Annotated in this window: 17 protein-coding genes; 15 read left to right on the top strand and 2 right to left on the bottom strand. The window is 72.1% G+C overall.

What is annotated here, in order from left to right; genetic code table 11:
- The first annotated feature begins 2 nt into the window (after window positions 1-2).
- From HS045_RS22290 to hisG, 8 genes are all read left to right on the top strand, one after another.
- On the top strand, window positions 3-1,757 hold the full coding sequence (locus tag HS045_RS22290; protein WP_196453370.1) for an ABC transporter substrate-binding protein: 1,755 nt from the start codon (window positions 3-5) through the stop codon (window positions 1,755-1,757).
- Window positions 1,758-1,829: 72 nt separating this feature from the next.
- Window positions 1,830-2,825: an ABC transporter permease gene (locus HS045_RS22285; protein WP_196453369.1), complete on the top strand. Its 996-nt coding sequence runs from the start codon at window positions 1,830-1,832 to the stop codon at window positions 2,823-2,825.
- Entirely contained in the window at window positions 2,822-3,718 is an 897-nt protein-coding gene (locus HS045_RS22280) for an ABC transporter permease (protein ID WP_196453368.1), read from the top strand. The genes HS045_RS22285 and HS045_RS22280 overlap by 4 nt, the downstream gene beginning before the upstream one ends.
- Window positions 3,715-4,656, top strand: a complete 942-nt coding sequence (locus HS045_RS22275; RefSeq protein WP_196453367.1) for an ABC transporter ATP-binding protein — start codon at window positions 3,715-3,717, stop codon at window positions 4,654-4,656. Before HS045_RS22280 ends, HS045_RS22275 begins: the two co-directional genes overlap by 4 nt.
- Complete coding sequence (locus HS045_RS22270) at window positions 4,656-5,537, top strand: ATP-binding cassette domain-containing protein (protein WP_196453787.1); 882 nt, start codon at window positions 4,656-4,658, stop codon at window positions 5,535-5,537. The genes HS045_RS22275 and HS045_RS22270 overlap by 1 nt, the downstream gene beginning before the upstream one ends.
- A 115-nt stretch (window positions 5,538-5,652) precedes the next feature.
- Window positions 5,653-8,082 carry a glycoside hydrolase family 2 protein gene (locus tag HS045_RS22265; RefSeq protein WP_196453366.1) on the top strand — a complete coding sequence of 810 codons (2,430 nt, stop codon included), beginning with the start codon at window positions 5,653-5,655 and terminating at the stop codon, window positions 8,080-8,082.
- Between the two features lie 117 nt (window positions 8,083-8,199).
- The gene (locus HS045_RS22260) at window positions 8,200-8,463 is read left to right on the top strand and encodes a phosphoribosyl-ATP diphosphatase (RefSeq protein WP_012892448.1); all 264 of its coding nucleotides are present in this window, start codon (window positions 8,200-8,202) and stop codon (window positions 8,461-8,463) included.
- A 62-nt stretch (window positions 8,464-8,525) separates the two neighbouring features.
- Entirely contained in the window at window positions 8,526-9,371 is an 846-nt protein-coding gene (gene hisG / locus HS045_RS22255; protein WP_196453365.1) for an ATP phosphoribosyltransferase, read from the top strand.
- A 76-nt stretch (window positions 9,372-9,447) separates the two neighbouring features.
- Here hisG and HS045_RS22250 read toward each other — a convergent pair whose 3' ends face one another.
- Together HS045_RS22250 and HS045_RS22245 are read right to left on the bottom strand one after the other, a co-directional pair.
- On the bottom strand, window positions 9,448-10,290 hold the full coding sequence (locus tag HS045_RS22250; RefSeq protein WP_196453364.1) for a siderophore-interacting protein: 843 nt from the start codon (window positions 10,288-10,290) through the stop codon (window positions 9,448-9,450).
- 141 nt (window positions 10,291-10,431) lie between these two features.
- Window positions 10,432-11,409 (bottom strand): AraC family transcriptional regulator, encoded by a 978-nt coding sequence (locus tag HS045_RS22245; protein WP_196453363.1) that lies wholly within the window; start codon window positions 11,407-11,409, stop codon window positions 10,432-10,434.
- A gap of 129 nt (window positions 11,410-11,538) precedes the next feature.
- Here HS045_RS22245 and HS045_RS22240 point away from each other — a divergent pair, with 129 nt between their 5' ends.
- The 7 genes from HS045_RS22240 to HS045_RS22210 all read left to right on the top strand — a co-directional run bounded on the left by HS045_RS22240 (window position 11,539) and on the right by HS045_RS22210 (window position 19,223).
- Window positions 11,539-12,024, top strand: a complete 486-nt coding sequence (locus HS045_RS22240) for a DUF1772 domain-containing protein (RefSeq protein WP_196453362.1) — start codon at window positions 11,539-11,541, stop codon at window positions 12,022-12,024.
- A 186-nt stretch (window positions 12,025-12,210) separates the two neighbouring features.
- A complete protein-coding gene (locus tag HS045_RS22235; protein ID WP_307827648.1) occupies window positions 12,211-13,437 on the top strand; it encodes an EAL domain-containing protein in 1,227 nt (408 codons plus the stop codon).
- Between the two features lie 19 nt (window positions 13,438-13,456).
- A complete protein-coding gene (locus tag HS045_RS22230) occupies window positions 13,457-14,113 on the top strand; it encodes an acVLRF1 family peptidyl-tRNA hydrolase (RefSeq protein ID WP_196453361.1) in 657 nt (218 codons plus the stop codon).
- A gap of 242 nt (window positions 14,114-14,355) precedes the next feature.
- Window positions 14,356-15,954, top strand: coding sequence for a ribosomal protection-like ABC-F family protein (gene abc-f / locus HS045_RS22225; RefSeq protein WP_196453360.1), 1,599 nt, complete (start codon window positions 14,356-14,358; stop codon window positions 15,952-15,954).
- Window positions 15,955-16,068: 114 nt separating this feature from the next.
- Window positions 16,069-16,284 carry a helix-turn-helix domain-containing protein gene (locus tag HS045_RS22220; protein ID WP_068899248.1) on the top strand — a complete coding sequence of 72 codons (216 nt, stop codon included), beginning with the start codon at window positions 16,069-16,071 and terminating at the stop codon, window positions 16,282-16,284.
- A gap of 130 nt (window positions 16,285-16,414) precedes the next feature.
- On the top strand, window positions 16,415-17,218 hold the full coding sequence (locus HS045_RS22215; RefSeq protein ID WP_196453359.1) for an enoyl-CoA hydratase/isomerase family protein: 804 nt from the start codon (window positions 16,415-16,417) through the stop codon (window positions 17,216-17,218).
- A 130-nt stretch (window positions 17,219-17,348) separates the two neighbouring features.
- Window positions 17,349-19,223, top strand: a complete 1,875-nt coding sequence (locus tag HS045_RS22210) for an ABC transporter ATP-binding protein (protein WP_196453358.1) — start codon at window positions 17,349-17,351, stop codon at window positions 19,221-19,223.
- Window positions 19,224-19,274 lie beyond the last annotated feature (51 nt).

The following is a 19,274-nucleotide window of genomic DNA, read 5'->3' as shown; positions in this document are numbered from 1 at the left end:
CAATGCGAAACCGGATGCGGATCGTGGTTCCGCTCCTGGCGGCCGGCCTGGCCGCCGCCGCGTGTTCGGGCGGAGGGACCACACCGGCCCCGCAGGGTTCCCAGGCGGGGAGCGCGCCCGCCGCCGCCCCGGGGAACGGCGGTGCGCTGCCCCGCAACGAGACGCTGTACACCAGCGGCACGCAGTGGGGTCCGCCGGCGAACTTCAACCCCCTGCGCGAGTGGGACTACGCCACCGGAACCGAGGGCCTGGTCTACGAGCACCTGTTCCACTTCGACGGCACCGCGGGCAAGCTGGTCCCGTGGCTGGCCCAGAGCGGCACCTGGACCGACGACACGACCTACGAGCTGAAGCTCCGCCAGGGCGTCACCTGGTCGGACGGCAAGCCGTTCACCGCCAAGGACGTCGCCTTCACCTTCGAGCTCGGCAAGATGGAGACGGTGCCCTACCACAACATCTGGGAGTGGCTCCAGAAGGCCGAGGCGGTCGACGACCAGACGGTGAAGTTCACCTTCTCCAAGGCCAACTACCAGGAGTGGGACTTCCAGATGTACAGCCGGGCGATCGTCCCGCAGCACGTCTGGCAGGGCCGCTCCGAGCAGGAGGTGCTGGACGGCAAGAACGAGAACCCCGTCGGCACCGGCGCCTACACCTACAAGAGCCACGACCAGGACCGCGTCGTCTGGCAGCGCCGCGACGACTGGTGGGGCAAGACCGCGCTCAACATGGAGCCCAAGCCGAAGTACATCGTCGACATCGTCAACTCCAGCAACGAGGTGGCGATGGGCCTGCTGCTGCAGAAGGGCATGGACCTCAGCAACAACTTCCTGCCCGGCGCGGCCAACCTGGTCAAGGGCAACTTCGGCATCACCACCTACTACCCCGAGCCGCCGTACATGCTCTCGGCCAACACCGCCTTCCTGGTGCTGAACACCACCAAGAAGCCGATGGACGACCCGGCCTTCCGCAAGGCGCTCGCCAACGCGATCGACACCAAGAAGATCGTCGAGGGCGTCTACGGCAACCTGGTCAAGGCGGCCAGCCCCACCGGCCTGCTGCCGCAGTGGGAGCAGTACATCGACCAGCAGGTCGTCGCAGACAAGGGCTTCTCCTTCGACACCGCCAAGGCCAAGAAGCTGCTGGCCGACGCCGGCTACAAGGACGCCGACGGCGACGGGTTCGTGGAGAACAAGGACGGCTCGAAGATCGAGCTGGACATCATCGTGCCCTCCGGCTGGACCGACTGGATGGAGTCCGTCCGGGTCATCGCGGCCAGCGCCAAGGAGGCCGGGATCAACATCACCCCCGACTTCCCCGACTTCAACGCCCTGGTCGACAAGCGGGGCAAGGGCGACTTCGACCTGCTGATCAACAACGAGCGGCAGCTGTCGAACACCCCCTGGACCTACTACGACTACATGTTCCAGCTCCCGGTCCAGAAGACGCAGAACACCGTCAACTTCGGCCGGTACGAGAACAAGGACGTCTGGAAGCTCGTGCAGCAGCTCGACCAGGTCAAGACCGACGACGCCGAGGGCATGAAGAAGGTGGCCTCCGAGATCCAGAAGATCCACCTGGACGAGCTGCCGATCATCCCGCTCTGGTACAACGGCCTGTGGTCGCAGGTCAGCAACGCCTCCTGGACCAACTGGCCCTCCTCGGTCGGCGCCACGCCCAAGACGCCGCCGACGATGTGGCGCAACTGGCTGGAGCTGGGCGGCTTCGAGACGCTCACGCAGATCAAGCCGGCCTCCTGACCGGATGAGCACCGGCCCCCTCCCTCCCCGCCGGGCGGCGCGGGGGAGGGGGCCCTGTGGGAGGGTTTCCCCTTGCGTCAATACTTCGGTCGGAAACTGCTGGTCTACGGCCTGACGTTCTTCGTCGCCGTCACGATCAACTGGATGGTCCCGCGCTTCATGCCCGGCGACCCGGTCTCGAGCATGGTGGCCCGGGCGGGGGTGAGCAACCCCGGCGCGGTGGAGACCATGCGCGCCTACTACACCGGCCTGTTCGGCTTCGACCAGCCGCTGTGGAAGCAGTACGCGAACTTCTGGGGAGCGCTGCTCCAGGGCGACTTCGGCATCAGCATCTGGGTGTTCCCCACGCCGGTGAGCGAGGTCATCATGGGCGCGGTGCCGTACACCCTGGGGCTGATGGTCCCCTCGGTGCTGCTGAGCTGGGTGGTGGGCAACTGGGCCGGCGCCCTGGCCGCGCGGCGCAGGCTGCTGGACAACACGGTGCTGCCGGTCGGCTACGTCCTGACGGCCATGCCGTACATGTGGCTGGCGGTGCTGCTGGCCTGGGGGCTGGGGGTCGTGGCGGGGGTCTTCCCGGTCGCGGGCGGCTACAGCTTCTCGCTGCAGCCCAGCCTGTCGTGGGAGTTCGTCGCGGACCTGCTGCACCACTGGGTGCTGCCGTTCCTCTCGCTCTTCCTCGTCGCGCTCGGCGGCTGGGCGATCGGCATGCGCAACATGATCATCTATGAGCTGGAGTCGGACTACTCCACCTACCTGTCCGCGCTGGGGGCCCCGCAGCGGCTGATCCGCCGCTACGCCTTCCGCAACGCGGTGCTGCCCCAGATCACCGGCCTGGCCCTGCAACTGGGCGTGCTGGTGGCGGGCGCCCTGGTCACCGAGATCGTCTTCTCGTACCCCGGGCTGGGCAGCCTCATCCTCAAGGCCATCCAGAACCAGGACTTCTTCCTGCTCCAGGGGACCTTCATGTTCATCGTCCTCGGCGTGCTGATCGCCAACTTCATCATCGACATCGTCTACGTCGTGGTCGATCCCCGGACGCGGGCCGGAATGGCGGGTGCGCAGGCATGACGGCGATCCAGGAGACCCCCGCCACGGGCGCCGCCGCCGGCGCCGGGGTGCGCCGCGAGGCGCTGTACTTCGCGGTGCGCAACGGCAAGCTGCTGGCCGGCTTCGGCATCGTGCTCGCCCTCTTCCTGCTCGGCTTCGCCGGCCCGGCGCTGCTGGAGGCCGCCGACCCGAACGCCTACGGCACGACGCCCATGTCGCCGCCCTCGGGCGAGCACTGGTTCGGCACGACGACGTTCGGCCAGGACGTGTTCTCGCAGTTCGTGCACGGCCTGCGGACCACCTTCATCGTGGGCGCGCTCGGCGGCGGCATCGCGGCGGTCATCGCGATGGCGGTCGGCTTCACCGCCGGCTACCGGGGCGGCCTGGTCGACGAGGTCCTCACCATGCTGACCAACATCGTCCTGGTCATCCCGACGCTGGCCGTGCTGCTGATCATCAACGCCTACCTGGGCGTGCGCAGCGTCCCCGCCCAGGCCCTGTTCATCGGGCTCACCTCCTGGCCGTGGGCGGCGCGGGCGATCCGGGCGCAGACGTTCTCGCTGCGCACCCGGGACTTCGTGGCGCTGGCCCGGCTCAGCGGCTCCAGCACGCGGAAGATCATCATGCGCGAGATCGCGCCGAACATGAGCTCCTACCTGTTCATGACGTTCATCCTGCTGTTCGGCGGCTCGATCCTGATCGCGTCCTCGCTCGACTTCATCGGGCTCGGTCCCACCGAGGGCATCTCGCTCGGCCTGATGCTGCAGAACGCCAACCAGTGGAGCGCGATGCAGCTGGGCATGTGGTGGTGGTTCCTGCCCCCGGGCGCCGGGATCACCGCGGTCGTCGGGGCCCTGTACGTGGCCAACGTCGGGCTCGACGAGGTCTTCAACCCGAAACTGAGGGAGACATGAGTCTGCGGGTCAGCGAGCTGAGGGTGTACTACCGCACCCTCAAGGGCGACGTGAAGGCGCTCGACGACGTCTCCTTCACGATGCGGGACGGGGAGATCCTCGGCCTGGCGGGGGAGTCGGGCTGCGGCAAGACGACCCTGGGCAAGAGCCTCATCCGGCTGGACGGCCGGATGCGGCACGTGGGCGGCACGGTGGAGCTCGACGGCCGCGAGCTGCCCATCGGCGACGACCGGCGGATGAACGCGTTCCGCTTCCACGAGGTCTCCCTCATCCCGCAGTACTCGATGAGCGCGATGAACCCGACCCGCAAGATCGGGAAGATGGTGGGCGAGCTGCTCCGGTCCCGGGGCGTCGCGCTCGACCGGGCCGAGCTGGAGTCCCGCCTGGAGCTGGTCGAGCTGCCGCGCACGGTGCTGGACAACTACCCCATCGAGCTGTCCGGCGGCATGAAGCAGCGGATGGTCATGGTCATCTCCACCCTGCTCAACCCGTCGCTGCTCATCGCCGACGAGGTCACCTCCGCGCTCGACGTGTCCACCCAGAAGGCGGTCGCCAAGGCCCTGATCGGCTTCCGCGACGCCGGGTTCGTCAAGAGCATGATCTTCGTCACCCACGACCTCGCGCTGACGTCCCACATCGCCGACACGGTCATGGTCATGTACGCGGGGAAACTTGCCGAGAAGGCGCCCTCCGCGGCGATGGTCACGGCGCCGCGCCACCCGTACACCAGGCTCCTGATCAACTCGCTGCCCGAGGTCGGCGTGCGCCACGCCGACAAGAAGCTGTCCGGCATCGCCGGCAGCCCGCCCTCGCTGCTCGACCCGCCGGCCGGCTGCCGCTTCCGGGCCCGCTGCCCGGTCGCCGGCGACGAGTGCGCGCAGGAACCGCCCGTGGCCGAGGTCGAGCCCGGCCACTTCGTCGCGTGCTGGAAGGCATGATGCTGCAACTCGACAACGTCACGAAGGTCTACAAGGTCGGCGCGTTCGGCGGGAGGACCTTCGCCGCCGTGGACGGCGTGAGCTTCGACGTGCGCTCCGGCGAGGTCGTCTCCCTCATCGGGGAGAGCGGCAGCGGCAAGAGCACGATCGGCAAGATGATCCTCGGCCTCACCCCGGTCACCGCCGGCTCGATCACCGTCGACGGCGCGCCGGTCAAGGCCGCCAAGGAGTACTACCGGCACGTGCAGGGCGTCTTCCAGGACCCCTTCAGCTGCTACAACCCGGTGTTCAAGGCCGACCGCGTCTTCCAGCTGATCAAGGAGTCCTACTACCCGCAGGTCTCCGCCGCCGAGTGGGACGGGCGCGTGCGCTCGGCCATCGAGGACGTCCGGCTCGACCCCGGCCAGGTCCTCGGCCGGTACCCCCACCAGCTCAGCGGCGGCCAGCTCCAGCGCCTGCTCATCGCGCGGGCGCTGCTGCTGGACATCAAGCTGCTGGTCGCCGACGAGATCACCAGCATGCTCGACGCCTCGACCCGCATCGACGTGCTCAACCTGCTGGCCGAGCTCAAGGAGCGCGGCCTGGGCGTGCTGTACGTCACCCACGACCTGTCGCTCGGCAACTACCTGGCCGAGCGCACCGTCGTGCTGCGCAACGGCGCGGTGGTCGAGATGGGGCTGACCGACAAGGTCTTCGGCGACCCGCTGCACCCCTACACCCGCAAGCTGCTGGCCGCCGTGCCCCGGCTGAACGCCCCCTGGGAGGACGCCGCGCCGACGGACGCCTGCCGCTACCACGCGGGCGGGGCCTCCGGCGCGCTGTTCGAGGCGGAGGCGGGCCACTTCGTGGCGTGCGCCCGGCTCGACGGCTGCCCCCCGTGACGGGCGCCGGGGGCAGGCCCGGGGACGGTTCACCGGACGCCGCACCAGGCGTCCCATCGGACGTCGTGCGGGACGCCCCACCCGGCGTCCCCACGACCGCTAAGGAGAGATCTACTTGAGTTCGTACCGCCCGCTGCACGACGGCTGGACCCTCACGGCCGTCTCGCAGGACGTCGAGGTGGCGGGCGTGACCGCGACCGTCCCCGGCTGCGTGCACACCGACCTGCTCGCCGCCGGGATCATCGACGACCCCTACCTGGACGACAACGAGACCCGGCTGGCCTGGATCGGCCGGACCGACTGGGTCTACCAGACCACCTTCGACTGGACCGGCGACGGCCACGAGCGGACCGACCTGGTCTGCGAGGGCCTCGACACGGTCGCCACGGTGATCCTCAACGGCGTCCAGGTCGCCACCACCGCCAATCAGCACCGCTCCTACCGCTTCGCCGTACGGCACCTGCTGCGCGAGGGCGCCAACACCCTGACCGTGCGCTTCGACTCGGCCTACGCCTACGCCGAGGCGCAGCGGGCGGCCCTCGGCGAGCGGCCGAGCCCGTACGACGAGCCGTACCAGTTCATCCGGAAGATGGCCTGCAACTTCGGCTGGGACTGGGGGCCGACCGTGGTCACCGCCGGGATCTGGCGGCCGATCGGGCTGGAGTCCTGGAGCGGCGCCCGGCTGGCCGAGGTGCGCCCGCTGGTGACGATGGACGGCGCCGACGGCAGGGTGCGGGTGCACGTCCGCGTCGAGCGCGTCGCCGAGACGCCGCTGTCGGTGCACGCCGCCGTCGCGGGCGTCGGCGCGCGGGCGGACCTGGCGCCGGGCGAGCGCGAGGCCGTGCTGGAGCTGACCGTGCCGGAGCCGGAGCGCTGGTGGCCGCGCGGGTACGGCGCGCAGCCGCTGCACGAGCTGACCGTCTCCCTGGACGGGCCGGGCGGGAGCGGGCCGGCGGTCCCCTCGGGCGCGCGGGACTGGAGCGGGCGGATCGGCTTCCGCACGGTCGAGCTGGAGCGCGACGGCGGCGCCTTCACCGTGGTCGTCAACGGCGTGCCGGTGTTCGTGCGCGGCGTCAACTGGATCCCCGACGACTGCTTCCCCAACCGGGTCACCCGCGACCGGCTGGCCGCCCGGTTCGCCCAGGCGACCGGGGCCGGCGTCAACCTGCTGCGGGTGTGGGGCGGCGGGCTGTACGAGAGCGACGACTTCTACCGCCTGGCCGACGAGACGGGCCTGCTGGTCTGGCAGGACTTCCCGTTCGCGTGCGCGGCCTATCCGGAGGAGGAGCCGCTGCGCTCGGAGGTGGAGGCCGAGGCGCGCCAGAACGTGGCCCGGCTGGCGGGCCACGCGAGCCTGGTGCTGTGGTGCGGCAACAACGAGAACCTGGAGGGCCACGCCGACTGGGGCTGGCAGGAGGAGCTGGCCGGGCGGAGCTGGGGCTCGGCCTTCTACTACGACCTGCTGCCCTCGGTGGTCGCCGAGCTCGACCCGACCCGTCCCTACTGGCCGGGCAGCCCGTACTCCGGCGCGCCGGACCTGCCGCCCAACGACCCTTCCCGCGGCACGATCCACATCTGGGACGTGTGGAACCGCGAGGACTACACCCGCTACGCCGCCTACACGCCCCGGTTCGTGGCCGAGTTCGGCTTCCAGGGGCCCCCGGCGTACGCCACCCTGCGCCGCGCCGTCAGCGGCGAGCTGGCCGCCGACGCCCCCCTGGTGCTGCACCACCAGAAGGCGATCGACGGCAACGCCAAGCTCCTGCGCGGTCTGGGCGGCCACCTGCCGCCCCCTGCGACCTTCGACGACTGGCACTACCTGACCCAGCTCAACCAGGCCCGCGCGATGGTCTTCGGCATCGAGCGGTTCCGGGCGCTGGCGCCGCACTGCATGGGCACGATCGTCTGGCAGCTCAACGACTGCTGGCCGGTCACCTCCTGGGCCGCGGTCGACGGCGACGGCCGGCGCAAGCCGCTGTGGTACGCGCTGCGCCGCGTCTACGCCGACCGGCTGCTGACCGTCCAGGGCGGGGAGCTCGCGGTGGTCAACGACGCCCCCGAGCGGTGGACCGGCGAGCTGTCGCTGGTCCGGCACGGCCTGGACGGCGAGCCGCTGGCCGCCGAGGCCGTCCGGGTCGAGGCGGCGCCGCGCTCGGTGGTCCGGGTGCCGCTGCCGGAGGCGGTGCGCACGCCGGGGGACCCGGCACGGGAGGTGCTGGTCGCCGCCCTGGGCGGGAGCCGTACGGTCTCCTTCTACGCCGAGGACACGGTGGTGGCCTTCCCCGAGGCGGCCTACGACGCCCACGCCGAGCCCGCCGAGGGCGGCTACCGGGTGACGGTGACCGCGCGCACGCTCCTGCGCGAGCTGGCCCTGTTCCCGGACCGGCTGGACCCGGACGCCGCGGTCGACGACCTGCTGGTGACGCTGCTGCCGGGCGAGAGCGCGGTCTTCCACGTCGCCACCGAGCGGGAGCTGGACCCGGCGGCGCTGCTCGCCTTCCCGGTGCTGCGCTGCGTGAACGAGGCCCGGCCGGGACACGGATGAGGCGGGGGCGGACCCCGGCCGGGGCCGCGGGAGGGTCCGGTGGATGGACGGGCGCGCGGTCACGCCGGGCGGGCCGTTAGGCTGGGTGCGCCTATCCGGACGACGCCGAGAGAGACGATGAAGACCTTCGAAGAGCTGTACGCCGAGCTGTCCGACAAGGCGCGGACCCGCCCCGAGGGGTCGGGGACCGTGGCCGCGCTGGACGCCGGAGTCCATGCCATCGGCAAGAAGGTCGTGGAGGAGGCCGCCGAGAGCTGGATGGCGGCCGAGCACGAGTCGAACGAGCGGGCCGCGGAGGAGATCTCCCAGCTCCTCTACCACGTGCAGGTCCTCATGATCGCCAAGGGGATCGGGCTGGACGAGGTCTACAAGCATCTCTGAGCCGGCGTGCCCGGCTCCCGTGCGACGACCCTCCCCGCCCGAGAAGAAGGAATCCTCCCGCCATGCTCCGTCTCGCCGTACCCAACAAGGGCGCCCTCGCCGAGGGCGCCCAGACGATCCTCAAAGAGGCCGGATACCGCGTCCGCAAGGACAGCAAGGAGCTCGTGGTCATCGACCCCGACAACTCCTGCGAGCTGTTCTTCCTGCGGCCCAAGGACATCGCCGTCTACGTCGGCGAGGGCACCCTGGACGCCGGGATCACCGGCCGCGACATGCTCCACGACTCGGGCGCGCGGGTGGAGGAGATCCTGCCGCTCGGCTTCGGCCGCTCCACCTTCCGCTTCGCGGCCGACCCGGGGGCGTTCGCCTCCGTCGCCGACCTGAAGGGCCGGCGGATCGCCACCGCGTACGCGGGCCTGCTGGAGGGCCACCTCGCCGAGCAGGGCGTCGAGGCCAGGGTGATCAAGCTGGACGGCGCGGTGGAGACCGCCATCCGGCTGGGCGTGGCCGACGCCGTCGCCGACGTCGTGGAGACCGGCACCACGCTGCGCAACATCGGGCTGGAGGTGTTCGGCGAGCCGATCGCCCGTTCCGAGGCGGTGCTGATCCGGCGCCCGGACGCCGTGGAGAGCCAGGGGCTCGACCAGCTGGTGCGCCGGCTGCAGGGCGTGCTGGTGGCCCGCGACTACGTGATGATGGACTACGACATCCGCGCCGAGCGGATCGAGGAGGCCATCGCGCTCACCCCCGGCATGGAGGGGCCCACGGTCTCCCCGCTGCACCGGGAGGGCTGGGTCGCGGTGCGCGCCATGGTGCCGCGCAAGGGGCACCAGCAGGTGATGGACCAGCTCTGGGAGCTCGGCGCGAAGGCCATCCTGGTCACCGCCATCTACGCCTGCCGCCTCTGACGCTCCTCGCCCGGCGCCCCGGGCGCCCTTCCCGGGGCGCCGGGGTCCCCGCTTCGGACGCCCGGGGTGCCGCGGTTCACGAGGGCAGGAGGGCGGCCTCCTCCTCCTCGATCCGCTGGTTCCACTCGCGCTTGGAGGACTGCCAGCCGTCCTCGTCGCGGCCGATCCGCCAGTAGCCGGAGATGGACAGCGCCGAGAGCGGGACGCCGCGCTCGGCGCGCAGGTGGCGGCGGAGCTCCTTGACGAACCCGGCCTCGCCGTGGACGAAGGCGTGCAGGACGCCCTCGGGGAAGTCCAGTTCGCGCACGGCCGCGACCAGGCGCTCGCCGATCGGCGCGCCGCCCCGGTGCAGCCAGACGATCTTCACGTCGCCGGGGGAGTCGAGCGGCTGCTCCTCCTCGGGACCGGCCACCTCGATGAGGACATGGGCCGGGGCCCCGGCGGGCAGCCGCCCCAGGGAGGCCGCGATGGCCGGCAGCGCGCTCTCGTCGCCGGCCAGCAGGTGCCAGTCCGCCTCGGCGGAGGGCGCGTAAGCGCCGCCGGGGCCGAGGAACCAGATCTCCTCACCCGGCTGCACCCGGGCGGCCCACGGACCGGCCAGGCCGCTGTCGCCGTGGTGCACGAAGTCGAGGGTGAGCTCACCCGCCTCGGCGTCCCAGGCCCGGACCGTGTAGGTCCGGGTGGTGGGCTGCTGCTCGCGGGGCAGGTCGCGGCGGATCGCCTCCAGGTCGAACGGCCGCGGGTACGTCACCCCCGGGGGAGCGAACAGCAGTTTCACGTAGTGGTCGGTGAACTCGCCCACGGGCAGGCCGCGCAGGCCCTCGCCGCCGAGCACGACCCGGATCATGTGCGGGGTGAGCCGCTCGGTGCGCACCACCTCGCCGCGCCGTGCCCTGCGCACGGGCCTGCCTTCTGCCATGAGCCGCTCCCGAAGTAATCAACTTAGGTATGCCTAACTAATAGCATACGTGCAGCGAGGGGTTCGCCGCACCGGGGCCAGGCTCGGTGCGAGGGCGGGCCCGGGGCGGGGCGGGTCCCGGTGCGGGGCGGGATTAAGAATCTACGATGTAAAGGCGGGGGGTGTGGAGGAGGCTTGCCCGGAGGCGGACGACGGGGAGCGGTGGTCGCGGGGGCTGACGCCGTACACGCGTTTGAAGGCGGCGCTGAACGCGAAGGGGCTGCCGTAGCCGACCTGCGCGGCCACCGCCTCGACCGTCGCGCCGGGATCACGCAGCAGATCGGCCGCGAGGGCCAGCCGCCGGTTCGTCAGGTAGGTCATGGGCGGCTCACCCACCAGCTCGGTGAAGCGGCGGGCCAGCGCCGCGCGGGAGGCGCCCGTCCTGGCCGCCAGGCCGGCCACCGTCCAGGGGTGGGCCGGGTGCTCGTGCAGCAGGCGCAGCGCCGGGCCCACGACGGGGTCGCCGTGCGCCCGGTACCAGCCGGGGGCCTCGGCCTCCGGGCGGGAGAACCAGGCACGCAGGACCGCGACGAGCAGCAGGTCCAGCAGGCGGTCCAGCACGGCCTCCTGGCCGGGCGCGTCCCTGGCGATCTCCTCGTGGAGCAGGGCGACGAGCGGGGAGTCCCAGGAGTCCGAGGGCAGGGCGAGCAGCCGGGGCAGTGCCGTCAGCAGCCGCCGGTCGACCTCGCTGCGCATCCGGTACGTCCCGGTGAGCAGCGTCGTGGAGCCGTCCGCCGTGCCGCCCCAGGTGCGCACGCCCAGGTCCAGCGCGTCGCACAGGTCCTCGCCCTCCGGTGTCGTGGCGCAGCCTCCGGAACGGACGACGGCCTGGGGCGGGGTGGCCGGGTCGTCGGCGACGGTGTAGGGATCGGGGCCGCGCACCACCGCGACGTCCCCGGCGCGGAGCCGTACCGGCTCGGCGCCACCGAGCGCGATCCACGCCTCGCCGCGGACTGCGGCGACCAGGGTGAGCGGCGCCCGGTCCTCGATCCGCAGCGACCAGGGCGGCTCCAGGACGCTGCGGAGCAGGAACGCCCCCCGGGCCCTCGGCCCGTCCAGCAGGTCCGCGAACGCGCTCATCGACCGCCTCCAGCGTGAGACCCCGGAATCCTGGCCGGGGTCCTCGACGCCGCCGATTGTAGACGGCCGCGCATGGAGCGGAGATCATCGCGCATGGTCTCCGGCGCCGGCGGCCGGTTGACTGGGGGCATGACGGAGAGCACACACGTGTTGCGGGTCGCGGTCCTGATCGGGGCGACCGTGTCGACGGGGCTGATGGCGGGCCTGTTCTACGCCTTCGCGGTGGCGGTCATGCCGGGGCTGGGCCGGGCCGGCGACCGGACGTTCGTGGAGGCGATGCAGCGGATCAACGCGGCGATCCTCAACGGCTGGTTCGCCGCCGCCTTCGCCGGGGCCGCGCTGCTGACCGCTGCGGCCGGCCTGCTCCACCTGGGCCGCCCCGCGCTGCCCTGGATCGGGGCTGCGTTCGTGCTGTACGGCGTGGCGCTGGCGGTCACGTTCTCGATGAACGTACCGCTCAACGACGCGCTCGACGCGGCGGGAGAGCCCGGCCGGATCCCCGACCTCGGGGCGGTGCGCGAGCGGTTCGAGGCGGTGTGGGTGCGCTGGAACGTGGTCCGCGCGCTGGCCTGCACGGTCGCGCTGGCCTGTCTGTCCTGGGCGCTGACCGTGTAGGCCTGTTGCGCTGACCGTGGAGGCCTGTTGCAGGGAGCGTGGAGGCCTGTTTCAGGGAGGGGGAGGAGAGAAGAAGGTGAACCGGCAGGTGCGGACGCCTGCCGGCCGCTCAACGAACGGCGAAATGTCGGTGAACATCACCGCACGCTGCTTATGTGAGAGCCGGTACGGGGTCATCCTCGATACGTGCCGACCCACACGCACCTCCTGCCGCCGGCCGCCGCGGCGGCGTCGTTCACCGTACCGGCGCCCTCCCTTCCAGGGCCCGTTCCCGGGGCCGCCCCGGCCGTCGCGCCGATCGTCGACCTCGACACCGGGGGCGTCATCGCGCTCCAGGCCGCCGCCGGCGACCTGGGGGAGGGCGGTTCGGGCCACGGGGACGTCGTCGTCCTGGCCGGGACGGTCCTGGAGGTGTCCCGGAGAGAGGCGCTGCTCCCGCTGGTCCTCTCGCTGCCCGCGCGGGCGGTGATCAGCGGTTCGGCCGCCCTGGCGCCGCTCCACGAGGCCCTGCGGATCTCCGGGCGGCGGCCCCGCGAGATCATCCTCGTGCTCCGGGGCGGCTTCGCCGAGGAGGACCGCCGGGCCCTGCTCGCGGGGCTGGAGGGACTGCGCGCCATCGGCTACCTGGTGGCGGTGGGGGACCTGGGCACCGCGCACGTTCCGCCGGACCTGCTGGCCGACGTCTCGCCGTACCTGGTGGTGCTCTCGGCCGGGCTGATGGCGCGGGTGGGGCGCGACCCCCGCCGGACGGCGCTGGCCGAGTCGCTGGCGGCCCTGGCCCGGAACACGGGCGCCCACGTGCTGGCCCCGGGCGTGGCCGAGGAGGCCCAGCTCGCCGCGGTCCGCCGGTGGGGGGTGCGGCTGGCGCAGGGCCCGCTGCTGGTGCCCGGTCCCTCCGGCCGGGTCCACGTGCCGCTGCCGGTCGTCGAGCCGGAGCCGGCCCAGCTCCTGCTGGGACCGAGGGTGCAGGAGTTCCTGCTGCCGGCGGTGACGCTCCCCTACGAGGCGACCGCGGAGGACGCCGTGGAGACCTTCAGCGGCGAGCCCTCGATCAGCAGCGTGATCCTGGTCGACGAGTACCAGCGGCCCAAGGGCAGCCTGGACCGCAGCCGCTTCCTGCTCGCCATCGCCAGCCGGTACGGCCACGCGCTGCACGGCAAGAAGCCCGCCGCCCGCCTGGCCGACCCCGTCCGCTCGGTCCCGAAGACCACCCCCGCGATCGCCGCGATGCAGGTCGCGGGCCGCGACGCCGAGCGCGTCTACGACGACCTGGTCGTCACCGACGAGGTGGGCCGGTGCATGGGCATCGTGCGGGTCTCGGACCTGATCCGCCAGGTCGCGGCGATGCAGGGGATGCCCGGGACGCAGGCGGACCGGGCCGCTCCGATGACGCACGGGACGCGGCTGCCCTGAACCCGGGTAGGGTCCGGGCATGACGTCACGACCGGCCGCGGGCGGGGGCCGCTGGGTCTCGGTGGGGCCGGAGCGGCTCGGCCGCTGGATCGACGGATTCGCCGAACGGCACGGCCCGCTGGAGGCCGCCGCCTCCGACGAGGCCGTCCGGATCGAGGGCGCCGACGGGGCGGTGGCCGAGTGCCGGGTGCCCTTCCCGCCGCTGACGGCCGCCGGCGGCGGTCCGCTGGCCCGGCTGACCACCCACGTGCGCCGGGAGCGCAGGGTGGGCGTGCTGCTGGTACGGCTCGGCGGCCACGCGGCCGGGGTCTTCCAGGGGGACGAGCTGGTCTCCTCCAAGGTCGGCTCGCGGCAGGTCCACGGCCGCAGCGCGGCGGGCGGCTGGTCGCAGCGGCGCTTCGCCCGGCGCAGGGAGAAGCAGGTGGACCAGGCGCACGAGGCGGCGGCCGAGGTGGCGCTGCGGATCCTCGGCCCGCACACCGGCGGGCTGGAGGCGGTGATCCTGGGCGGCGACCGGCGGGCGGTGGACGCGCTGCGGGCCGACCGCAGGCTGGCTCCGGTCTTCGCGCTGGAGGCCGAGCCCTTCCTGACGGTCCCCGATCCCCGGCTGGCGGTGCTCGCCGGCACCCCGGCCCTGTTCCGCGCGGTCAGGATCAGGATCGTCGATCCCGCCTGACCCGTCCGGCCCGGCTCCGCGTGGCGCGCCCGGCCAGGTGCGGGCCGGGTGCGGCGCGGGGAACAGGGCGGGCGGAGGTGCGCGCGCGCCGTACACTGATCCGTATGCGCACTCCCGGCTGACGCCGCCCGCCGACGAGGCGGGACGGCCGAGCCGAGAGCCGGGAGACAGGGCGCGGCGGACTCGGCCACAGCGACGTGGTGAGCCCGTGTATCCCCCAGCCTGGGAGTGTTCCCCCGAATATGATCATTGCTTCTGACATCGAACTCCGCGCCGGAGCCCGGCTGCTCATCGAGGGCGCGTCGTTCCGGGTGAACCCCGGAGACAAGATCGGCCTCGTCGGGCGCAACGGCGCCGGGAAGACGACGCTGACCAAGGTGCTCGCGGGTGAGGCGCTGCCGGCGTCGGGCACGGTCACCACCACGGGCGAGGTGGGCTACCTGCCGCAGGACCCGCGCACCGGCGACCTCCAGGTGATCGCCCGCGACCGCATCCTGTCCGCCCGCGGGCTGGACGAGATCCTGCGCGAGCTGCGCCAGGCCGAGCTGGGCATGTCCTCGGCCGACGAGCGCACCCGCGACCGCGCGGTGCGCGCCTACGGGCGGCTGGAGGACCGGCTGCACGTCCTGGGCGGGTACGCCGCGGAGTCGGAGGCGGCCTCGATCGCCTCCAGCCTGGGGCTGCCCGACCGGGTGCTCGGCCAGCCGCTGGAGACCCTCTCCGGAGGCCAGCGCCGACGCGTGGAGCTGGCCCGGATCCTGTTCAGCGGAGCGGAGACTCTCCTGCTGGACGAGCCCACAAACCACCTCGACGCGGATTCGATCGCGTGGCTCCGCGACTTTTTACGATCCCATCAAGGTGGTTTGATCATTATCAGCCACGACGTGGCGCTCCTTGAAGCGACGGTAAACCGGGTCCTGCACCTGGACGCCAACCGGATGGTGATCGACACCTACAACGTCGGCTGGAAGGCCTACCTGGCCCAGCGGGAGACCGACGAGAAGCGCCGCAGGCGCGAGCGCGCCAACGCCGAGAAGCAGGCCTCGGCGCTGATGTCGCAGGCCGACAAGATGCGCGCCAAGGCCACCAAGGCCAAGGCGGCCCAGGACATGCAGCGCCGCGCCGAGCGGCTGCTGTCCGGCCTGGAGGTGGAGCGGCGCAGCGACAAGGTCGCCAAGCTGCGCTTCCCCCAGCCGGCGCCGTGCGGGCGGACCCCGATCACGGCGACGGACCTGTCGAAGTCCTACGGCTCGCTGGAGGTCTTCACCGACGTCAACGCGGCCGTGGACCGGGGTTCCCGGGTCGTCATCCTGGGCCTGAACGGCGCCGGCAAGACCACGCTGCTGCGCATCCTGGGCGGCATCGAGCAGCCCGACACGGGCGAGGTCCGGCCGGGGCACGGGCTCAAGCTGGGCTACTACGCCCAGGAGCACGAGACGATCGACCCGGAGCGCACGGTGCTGGAGAACATGCGCTCGGCCGGGGGCGAGCTGCCCGACGTCGAGCTGCGCAAGGTCCTGGGCTCCTTCCTGTTCACCGGCGACGACGTGGACAAGCCCGCCGGGGTGCTCTCCGGCGGCGAGAAGACCCGGCTGGCCCTGGCCACCCTGGTGCTGTCGGCGGCCAACGTCCTGCTCCTGGACGAGCCCACCAACAACCTCGACCCGGTCAGCCGGGAGCAGGTCCTCACGGCCCTGAGATCCTATTCTGGGGCGATTGTCCTCGTAACGCACGATGAGGGTGCTGTGGACGCTCTGCGACCGGATAGGGTGATCTTGCTGCCGGACGGAGTTGAAGACGCGTGGAGCGACGAATTTTCCGATCTTGTGGCACTTGCCTGATCTCAATTTGAGCGGGTACGGATCTTTTCCCTGGGAGTAGGTAGCCGATCCCGCAGAAATGACTGATCATGGCGGAGTAACGCTGCGGAAGTCTGGCACTACAGGAGGTAGCTCGTGGCCGAGACTCTCAAGAAGGGCACCCGGGTGACCGGGGCCGACCGTGAAAAACTGGCCGCCGATCTCAAGAAGCGCTACAGCTCGGGTGAGAGCATCCGTGCGCTGGCCGCTTCGACCGGCCGGTCGTACGGGTTCATCCACCGCATCCTGAGCGAGTCCGGCGTGACTCTGCGCGGGCGCGGCGGCGCCACCCGGGGCAAGACCAAGCGCTGAGCCGCCTCGGAACGCGCGACCGCAGCCGCTCGTCCTCAGCTCGTCCGTCCGTCCGGGTCTGCCGAACCTCATTCTAGAAGAGTCGGTAGGCTCGGGCGTGACAGACGGCGAACGCGGAGGAGAACGAGCGATGGCGGAAGCGGTGCGCGAGGGGGACGCGGAGGAGATCTCTCTCGCGGAGGTCGGACTGCGCTTCGAGGTGGACGGCGAGATCGCGACGATCACGCTGGCACGGCCGGAAAAGCGGAACGCGCAGACGTTCGGCACCTGGTCGGCGCTGGCCCGAATCGGTGACGACCTGCCGCAGCAGGTGAGGGTCGTCGTGGTCCAGGGTGAGGGGCCGTCCTTCTCGGCGGGCATCGACCTGCGGATGTTCACTCCGGAGGGGGTTCCGGGGCAGGGATCGTTCGCGAGCACCGCCACGCTCGGGGGCGAGGCCTTCGACGCGCGGATCGCGCAGGCCCAGCGGGGCTTCATGTGGCTGCGGCGGCCGGACATCGTCTCCATCGCGGCGGTCCAGGGTCACGCCGTGGGCGCCGGTTTCCAGCTGGCGCTCGCCTGCGACCTGCGGATCCTGGCCGACGACGCCAGGCTGTGCATGAAGGAGCCCGCGCTCGGCCTGGTTCCCGACCTGACCGGGACCAAGCCGCTGGTCGACCTCGTCGGCCTGTCGCGGGCCGTGGAGATCTGCCTCACCGCTCGCACCGTGGGCGCCGAGGAGGCGGCCAGGATCGGTCTGGCCGAGCTGGTCGTCGCCCCCGGCGACCTGGCGCAGGCCGTACGGGACCTGGCGGCCGCGCTGCTGGCGACCGACCGCGACGCCGCCACGGCGACCAAGCGGCTGCTCCAGGGCGCCTCGGGGCGCACGCTGGAGGAGCAGTGCGCGGCCGAGCGGCGCGAGCAGATGGCCCGGATCACGGCCCTGTTCGGCTGAGCGGCGCGAGCAGATGGCCCGGATCACGGCCCTGTTCGGCTGAGCGACCAGGCCGGATGCAGTGTTCGCCCGGAGCTGATCCGGGAATCACGTCGCCTCTCCCGGCGCTCGGATCGGGAGAGGAGGCCAGATGGCGATGATGGGCGGGGGCTTCGGCCCCCAGGCGATGCGCTCGCTGCGGCGCGACAGCTCGGTGACCAAGGAGCGGCTCGCGCCGGGCACGGTGAAGCGGATCGTGCGCTACTCCAGGCCGTTCTCCCGGCAGATCGCCGCCTTCCTCGCGCTGGTGGTGCTCGGCTCGGTCATCGTGGTGGTCAACCCGCTGCTGATGGGGTCGATCATCGACGACGGCATCAAGGCGGGGGACACCGGGCTCGTCGTCGGGCTCGCGGTGGCCATCGCCGGCCTGGCGGTGCTGGACGCCGCACTCGGGCTGGCCCAGCGCTGGTTCTCCGCCCGCGTCGGCGAGGGCCTGATCTACAACCTGCGCACCGAGGTCTTCGACCACGTCCAGCGCATGCCGGTGGCCTTCTTCATGCGGACGCAGACCGGCGCGCTGGTCTCCCGGCTGAACACCGACGTGATCGGTGCGCAGCGCGCGCTGACCAGCACGCTGTCGTCGGTCGTGTCCAACGTGGTCATGCTGGTGCTGGTGCTCGGCACCATGATCGTGCTGTCCTGGCAGATCACCCTGGTGGCGCTGGTGCTGCTGCCGGTCTTCGTCCTGCCGGCCAAGTGGGTCGGGCGGAAGATGTCCGGGCTCACCCGCGAGCAGATGGAGCTCGACGCCGAGATGAGCTCCATGATGACCGAGCGCTTCAACGTGGCGGGCGCCATGGTCGCCAAGCTGTACGGCCGGCCGGGCGAGGACGCGGACGCCTTCGCCGCCCGCGCCGGGCGGGTGCGCGACGTGGGCGTCACCGTCGGGATGTACGGGACGGTCTTCCGGGTCGCCCTCGGCCTGGTCGCCTCGCTGGCCACCGCGCTGGTGTACGGCGTGGGCGGCGTGCTGGCCGTGAACGGCGCCTTCCAGGTCGGCACCCTGGTCGCGCTCACCGCCCTGCTGATGCGGCTGTACGGCCCGCTGACCAGCCTGTCGAACGTGCACGTGGACGTGATGACCGCGCTGGTCAGCTTCGACCGGGTCTTCGAGGTGCTCGACCTGGAGCCGATGGTGGCCGAGCGGCCCGGCGCGCGGCCCGTCCCGGCCGGACCGGTGACGGTCGAGTTCGACGACGTGCGCTTCCACTACCCGGCGGCCTCGGAGGTGTCGCTGGCGTCGCTGGAGGCGGTGGCCCGCCCCGACACCGGGCAGAGCGGCGAGGTGCTGCGCGGCATCGGCTTCACCGCCCGGCCGGGCGAGCTGGTCGCGCTGGTCGGGCCCTCGGGCGCGGGCAAGACGACGATCACCTCGCTGGTCTCCCGGCTGTACGACGTGAGCGAGGGCGCGGTCCGCGTCAACGGGCTCGACGTGCGCGAGGCCACCCTGGAGTCGCTGCGCGAGACCGTGGGCGTCGTCATGCAGGACGCCCACCTGTTCCACGACACCATCGGGGCCAACCTGCGCTACGCCCGGCCCGGCGCCACCGACGGGGAGGTCTGGGAGGCCCTGCGCGCCGCGCAGATCGCCGAGCTGGTCGCGTCCCTGCCCGAGGGGCTGGAGACCGTGGTGGGCGACCGGGGCTACCGGCTGTCGGGCGGCGAGAAGCAGCGCCTGGCGCTGGCCAGGCTGCTGCTCAAGGCCCCCCGGGTGGTCGTCCTGGACGAGGCCACCGCGCACCTGGACTCCGAGTCGGAGGCCGCCGTGCAGCGGGCGCTGAAGAGCGCGCTGGCGGGGCGGACCTCCCTGGTCATCGCGCACCGCCTGTCCACGATCCGCGAGGCCGACCAGATCCTGGTGATCGTCGACGGCCGCGTCGTCGAACGGGGCCGGCACGAGGAGCTGCTGGCCGCCGGGGGCGCCTACGCCGAGCTCTACCGCACGCAGTTCAGCTCGCAGTCGTGACCGGCGCAGCGGGCGGTCCGGCGGGCGGCCGGTCGTGACCGGCGGAGCGGG

The organism is Planomonospora sp. ID82291, assembly GCF_015711645.1.
Classification (GTDB): Bacteria; Actinomycetota; Actinomycetes; order Streptosporangiales; family Streptosporangiaceae; genus Planomonospora.
Note: the sequence above shows the minus strand (reverse complement) of the source record. Positions and strands in the feature narration are given on the sequence as shown.

Bases quoted from the DNA above. Each gene is read 5' to 3' on its own strand.
- HS045_RS22270 (WP_196453787.1), top strand. From the start codon at position 4,656: ATGCTGCAACTCGACAACGTCACGAAGGTCTACAAGGTCGGCGCGTTC.
- abc-f (WP_196453360.1), top strand. From the start codon at position 14,356: ATGATCATTGCTTCTGACATCGAACTCCGCGCCGGAGCCCGGCTGCTC.
- HS045_RS22250 (WP_196453364.1), bottom strand. From the start codon at position 10,290: ATGGCAGAAGGCAGGCCCGTGCGCAGGGCACGGCGCGGCGAGGTGGTG.
- HS045_RS22230 (WP_196453361.1), top strand. From the start codon at position 13,457: ATGACGTCACGACCGGCCGCGGGCGGGGGCCGCTGGGTCTCGGTGGGG.
- HS045_RS22210 (WP_196453358.1), top strand. From the start codon at position 17,349: ATGGCGATGATGGGCGGGGGCTTCGGCCCCCAGGCGATGCGCTCGCTG.
- HS045_RS22245 (WP_196453363.1), bottom strand. From the start codon at position 11,409: ATGAGCGCGTTCGCGGACCTGCTGGACGGGCCGAGGGCCCGGGGGGCG.
- HS045_RS22215 (WP_196453359.1), top strand. From the start codon at position 16,415: ATGGCGGAAGCGGTGCGCGAGGGGGACGCGGAGGAGATCTCTCTCGCG.
- HS045_RS22260 (WP_012892448.1), top strand. From the start codon at position 8,200: ATGAAGACCTTCGAAGAGCTGTACGCCGAGCTGTCCGACAAGGCGCGG.
- HS045_RS22240 (WP_196453362.1), top strand. From the start codon at position 11,539: ATGACGGAGAGCACACACGTGTTGCGGGTCGCGGTCCTGATCGGGGCG.
- HS045_RS22280 (WP_196453368.1), top strand. From the start codon at position 2,822: ATGACGGCGATCCAGGAGACCCCCGCCACGGGCGCCGCCGCCGGCGCC.
- HS045_RS22275 (WP_196453367.1), top strand. From the start codon at position 3,715: ATGAGTCTGCGGGTCAGCGAGCTGAGGGTGTACTACCGCACCCTCAAG.
- hisG (WP_196453365.1), top strand. From the start codon at position 8,526: ATGCTCCGTCTCGCCGTACCCAACAAGGGCGCCCTCGCCGAGGGCGCC.
- HS045_RS22290 (WP_196453370.1), top strand. From the start codon at position 3: ATGCGAAACCGGATGCGGATCGTGGTTCCGCTCCTGGCGGCCGGCCTG.